Origin of the sequence: Streptomyces sp. ICN903 (genome assembly GCF_022015835.1) — a bacterium.
GTDB lineage: Bacteria > Actinomycetota > Actinomycetes > Streptomycetales > Streptomycetaceae > Streptomyces > Streptomyces fenghuangensis.
In genome coordinates this window covers 1-5,048 of sequence record NZ_JAKMAY010000364.1, presented here as the reverse complement: position 1 = coordinate 5,048, position 5,048 = coordinate 1, and the positions used below count along the sequence as shown (strand labels likewise).

The 5,048-nt window shown below is 69.8% G+C and carries 4 protein-coding genes; all 4 read left to right on the top strand.

Annotated elements, in window-relative coordinates; translation table 11 throughout:
* Positions 1–443 (top strand): vitamin B12 dependent-methionine synthase activation domain-containing protein (locus L7D48_RS25650; protein ID WP_305853177.1); only part of this gene is annotated, 443 nt, incomplete at its 5' end.
* Between the two features lie 100 nt (positions 444–543).
* Entirely contained in the window at positions 544–1,368 is an 825-nt protein-coding gene (locus L7D48_RS25645) for an HAD family phosphatase (RefSeq protein WP_237882970.1), read from the top strand.
* A gap of 387 nt (positions 1,369–1,755) precedes the next feature.
* Positions 1,756–3,354 (top strand): ABC transporter substrate-binding protein, encoded by a 1,599-nt coding sequence (locus L7D48_RS25640; protein WP_237882967.1) that lies wholly within the window; start codon positions 1,756–1,758, stop codon positions 3,352–3,354.
* 92 nt (positions 3,355–3,446) lie between these two features.
* On the top strand, positions 3,447–5,039 hold the full coding sequence (locus L7D48_RS25635; RefSeq protein WP_237882965.1) for an ABC transporter substrate-binding protein: 1,593 nt from the start codon (positions 3,447–3,449) through the stop codon (positions 5,037–5,039).
* Positions 5,040–5,048 lie beyond the last annotated feature (9 nt).

The window sequence follows — 5,048 nt, the reverse complement described above, 5'->3', positions numbered from 1 at the left end:
ACTTCTTCCGCCCCAAGGAGTCCGGCGAGACGGACGTGGTGGGCTTGCAGGTGGTCACCGTCGGCTCCCGCATCGGGGAGGCCACCGCCGACCTGTTCGCCTCGGACGCCTACCGCGACTACCTGGAGCTGCACGGCCTGTCGGTGCAGCTGGCCGAGGCGCTGGCCGAGTACTGGCACGCCCGGGTCCGCGCCGAGCTCGGTTTCGCCGGCGACGACCCCGACGCGATCGAGGACATGTTCGCCCTGAAGTACCGCGGCGCCCGCTTCTCGCTGGGGTACGGGGCCTGCCCGGACCTGGAGGACCGCGCCAAGATCGCCGAGCTGCTCCAGCCCGAGCGGATCGGGGTGAAGCTGTCCGAGGAGTTCCAGCTCCATCCCGAGCAGTCCACCGACGCCATCGTTCTGCACCACCCCGAGGCCAAATACTTCAACGCGCGATAGTTCGCGGGCCGACGTAGACTGATCTGTCCGGTACAGGCCGGTCGTCCGCATCCGTCAGGTGCGGGCGACCGGCCTTCGCGTCCCCGTAGGAGGCACACGGATGACTCGTCCCCTTTCCCGCGCCGAGGTCCCGCCCGCCTTCGGCGGCAGTGCTCCGGCTCCCGTCTCCGCGCCCGTACGGGTTCCCGGCGGAGGGGGGAGACCGGACGCGGCGGGTCCGTCCGCCGCCGGTTCGCCCGCCGCGTCCACCGCGTCCGGGGCCGCCGCGACCGGCCTTCAGGCCGTTCTGCTGGACATGGACGGCACGCTGGTGGACACCGAGGGGTTCTGGTGGGAGACGGAGGTCGAGGTGTTCGCCGAGCTGGGGTACGCGCTGGCCGACGAGCACCGTGAGGTGGTGGTCGGCGGGCCGATGTCCCGGAGCGCGACCTATCTGATTCAGGCCACCGGGGCGGACATCTCCCTGGGAGACCTGACGGTGCTGCTCAACTCCAGGTTCATCGAGCGGGTCGAGCGCGGGGTGTCCCTGATGCCCGGTGCCCGGCGGCTGCTGACGGAGCTGGCCGCGCACGACGTGCCCGCCGCCCTGGTGTCGGCCTCGCACCGGCGGGTCATCGACCGGATGCTGGTCTCCCTGGGGCCGGAGCACTTCGCGCTGACCCTGGCGGGGGACGAGGTGGAGCGGACCAAGCCGCACCCGGACCCGTATCTGCTGGCCGCCTCGCGGCTGGGGGCGCACCCGGGGCGCTGCGTGGTGGTGGAGGACACCGCGACCGGTGTGGCCTCGGCGGAGGCCGCGGGCTGCCACGTGGTGGCGGTGCCGTCGGTGACGCGGATCGAACCCGCGCACCGGCGCACGGTCGTACCGTCCCTGGAGGAAGTGGATCTGCCTTTTCTGCACTCCCTGATCGCTTCCGCGTACTGAGCGTGCGCCGTTCGCTGCACGATGAATGCATCGAAAACCGTGAGCAGCGGGCCGTTCATTATCAGTGACGAATGCGGTGGCCGAATTCCTGCTTTTCGCCTGCTGGTTGAACGCGTGACATTCATCACGCGGACCCGGGGTGCGAGGCGGAGGGCAGGGTGGCGGCGAGGGCGGTTGGCCCGTTTTCCGCGCGTCCATGTGTCCCGTTTGATGCCCACTCGCGTCGATCGCTCCGGCGTCCGGTTATCGGATCGTGCGACGGAGTTATCGGAGCGTGATAATTCCACGCCGGTGGCCCGGGGAAGTGACGGACCCCACGGCTACTAATGTCTGTCTCCCGGCCGGAGAATTCGGCGACAACCCGGCTGGACGAGGAGACCGTCACCGATGAACCGCAAGACGCTGCTGCTGCCCGCCCTCGCGGGCCTGCTGGCACCACTGGTCGTTGCATGCGGCAACGACAGCGCCGGCGGCGGAAACGGCGGAACGATCGTCGTCGGTACCACCGACCGGATCGAGGCCACGGCGAAGGCGCCCGCTCCGCTCGACCCCGCGGCGGTCTACGACGTCAGTACGTGGAACATCTTCCGCAACACCTTCCAGACCCTGCTGCGTCTGCCGCGGGCGGGCACCCAGCCGGAGCCGGAGGCCGCGCAGGAGTGCGGATTCGCCGACCAGCGCAGCACGCAGTACCGCTGCACCCTCCGCGAGGGGCTCACGTTCTCCAACGGGCACGAGCTGACGGCCGAGGACGTGGTGTTCTCCGTCAACCGCATGCTCGGCATCGACGACTCCGGCGGCCCCGCGTCGCTGCTGAGCAACCTCGACCGGGTCGAGGCGCCCTCCGGGGACGAGGTGGTCTTCCACCTCAAGAAGCCCGACGCCACCTTCCCCCAGAAGCTCGCCACCCCCGCGGCGGCGATCCTGGACAGCGAGGTCTACTCGGCCGACAAGCTCCACGAGGGGTACTCGCTCACCGGCTCCGGCCCCTACGTCCTGGAATCCTTCGACGCCGAGGGCGGCCGGGCGGTCCTCGCCCGCAACGAGGCCTACAAGGGCGACCTGGAACCGCGGAACAACCGTGTCGAGCTGCGCTTCTTCGAGGACTCCGAGGCGATGGAGAAGGCCCTGCGCGACGGTGACATCGACGTGATGAACCGGAGCCTGTCGCCCGAGCAGATCGACCGGCTCGGGAGCGACAAGGGCGACGGCATCGACGTCGTCGAGATGTCCGGCCAGGAGATCCGCTACCTCGTCTTCGCCACAGACGACCCGGTCGTCGGCCGCAAGGCCGTGCGCCAGGCCATCGCCCGGACAGTCGACCGCGGCGAGCTGGTGCGCGATGTGTACGCACGGACCGCCGAGCCCCTGTACTCCATCGTCCCCAGCGGGCTGACCGGCCACCACAACTCCTTCTTCAACGTCTACGGCGAGCCCGACGTCAAGGCGGCCCGCGCCGCCCTCGAACGCGCCGGCGTCGACACCCCGGTCGAGGTGGAGCTCACCTACACCACCGACCACTACGGCCCCGCCACCGCCGAGGAGTTCGAGGTGCTGGCCGAGCAGCTCAACGACTCCGGGCTGTTCCGGGCGAAGACCAAGGGCGTGCCGTGGAAGACCTACCGGCCCGCCTCGGCCGAGCAGGAGTACGCGGTCTACGGCATGGGCTGGTTCCCGGACTTCCCGGACCCGGACAACTTCGTCGCGCCCTTCTTCGCCGAGGACAACTTCCTGGGCTCCCCGTACGAGAACAACGAGATCCGCGAACAGCTCATCCCGCGCACCCGGGTCGAGGAGCGGCGCGACGAGGCGGTCGACGACTTCGTCCGCGTCCAGGACATCGTCGCCAAGGAGGTGCCCGTGCTGCCGCTGTGGCAGGGCAAGCAGTACGTCGCCGCCCGCGACGGGGTCACCGGGGTGGAGTGGGCGCTCAACTCCTCCTCCGTACTCCAGTTGTGGGAGCTGGGCCGAGGCGTCCAGGACTGAGCTTCTCCCGCGCCGCCTCCGGTCCCGGGGGCGGCACGGGGCTGTGTGAACGGGGGTTCAGAGAACGGCACACCACGGATGAGGATGCGAACGTGAGGAAAAGGGCCCGTTTCCGGGTGCTTGCGGTAGGTACGACCCTGGTCGCCGCACTGCTCACCGGCTGCGGTGACGAGCAGGGCACGAGCGCCGGGCAGGGGGAGCGGATCGTGATGGGCATGACCGACGAGGTCCTGGCCGTCGATCCCGCCTCCGGCTACGACCCGGGGTCCTGGCTGGTCTTCAACAACGTCTTCCAGTCACTGCTCAGCTTCCCCAAGAACGGGGGCGAACCCCAGCCGGAGGCCGCGCGGAGCTGCGAGTTCACCGACGACGGCAGCCAGGTCTTCCGGTGCGTCCTCAAGGACGGGCTGAAGTTCACCAACGGCAACCCGCTCACCTCGAAGGACGTGAAGTTCTCCTTCGAGCGGACCCTGCGCATCGACGACCCCGACGGCCCCGCCGTGATGCTGTCGGGCATCGAGGAGATCGAGACCCCGGACGCCGAGACGGTCGTCTTCCGCCTCGCCTCGCCCGACGCCACCTTCCCGCAGAAGATCGCCTCCGGCGCCGGCTCGATCGTCGACCACCGCGCCTACCCGGCCGACGAACTGCGCACCGACGGCAAGGCCGTCGGCTCGGGCGTGTACCGGCTGGACTCCTACGGCGAGAAGGAGGCCGTCTTCTCCGTCAACCCGGACTACGTCGGGCCCGCCGAGGTGAGGAACTCCGGTATGACCATGAGGCTCTTCCACGGCGACCAGGCGGCGCTGAAGGAGGCTCTCAGCAGCGGTGAGGTGGACCTGGCCTACCGCGGCCTGGCCATGGACGACATCGCCGACCTGGACGCGGCGGCGAGCGCCGAGAACGGGGTGGAGGTCGTCGAGGGCACCAGCGCCGAGGTCCACCACCTGGTCTTCAACATGGAGCACCCGGTCACCGGCAAGCCGGGGGTGCGCAAGGCCATCGCGTACCTGCTGGACCGCTCCACGCTGATCCGCGACGTCTACCGGCGCACCGCCGAACCGCTGTACTCGATCGTGCCCGCCGGAATCACCGGCCACAACACGGCCTTCTTCGACGCCTACGGCAGCCGCCCGCAGCCGTCCAAGGCCAAGGCGGCCCTGCGCGCCGAGGGCATCACGGAGAAGGTGGAGCTGACCCTGTGGGCCACCCCCGTGCGCTACGGCCCCGCCACCGTCCGGGAGTTCGAGGGGATCGCCCAGCAGCTCAACGCCAGCGGCCTGTTCGAGGCCAAGGTCAAGAGCGTGGAGCTGGACGAGTACGAGAAGGGCATCGAGGCGGGCGAGTACGGGGTGTACGTCAAGGGCTGGGTCCCCGACTACCCCGACGCCGACAACTTCACCGCGCCCTTCTTCGGTAAGGACAACGTGCTGGGCAACGGCTACGACGCCGGACGGATCACCTCCAAGCTGCTGCCGCGCACGGCCGCGGCGAGCGACCGCGCCGCCACCGTCGAGGACTTCGGCGAGATCCAGGACATCGTCGCCCGGGACCTGCCGATCCTGCCCGTCTGGCAGGGCAAGCAGTACGCCGTGGCGCACGAGGACATCTCCGGGCTGGAGTGGACGCTGGACGCCTCCACCGTCTTCCGCTTCTGGGAGATCGGCAAGGGCAGCGCGGGCTGACCCCGCTCC

Bases quoted from the DNA above. Each gene is read 5' to 3' on its own strand.
- L7D48_RS25645 (WP_237882970.1), top strand. From the start codon at position 544: ATGACTCGTCCCCTTTCCCGCGCCGAGGTCCCGCCCGCCTTCGGCGGC.
- L7D48_RS25640 (WP_237882967.1), top strand. From the start codon at position 1,756: ATGAACCGCAAGACGCTGCTGCTGCCCGCCCTCGCGGGCCTGCTGGCA.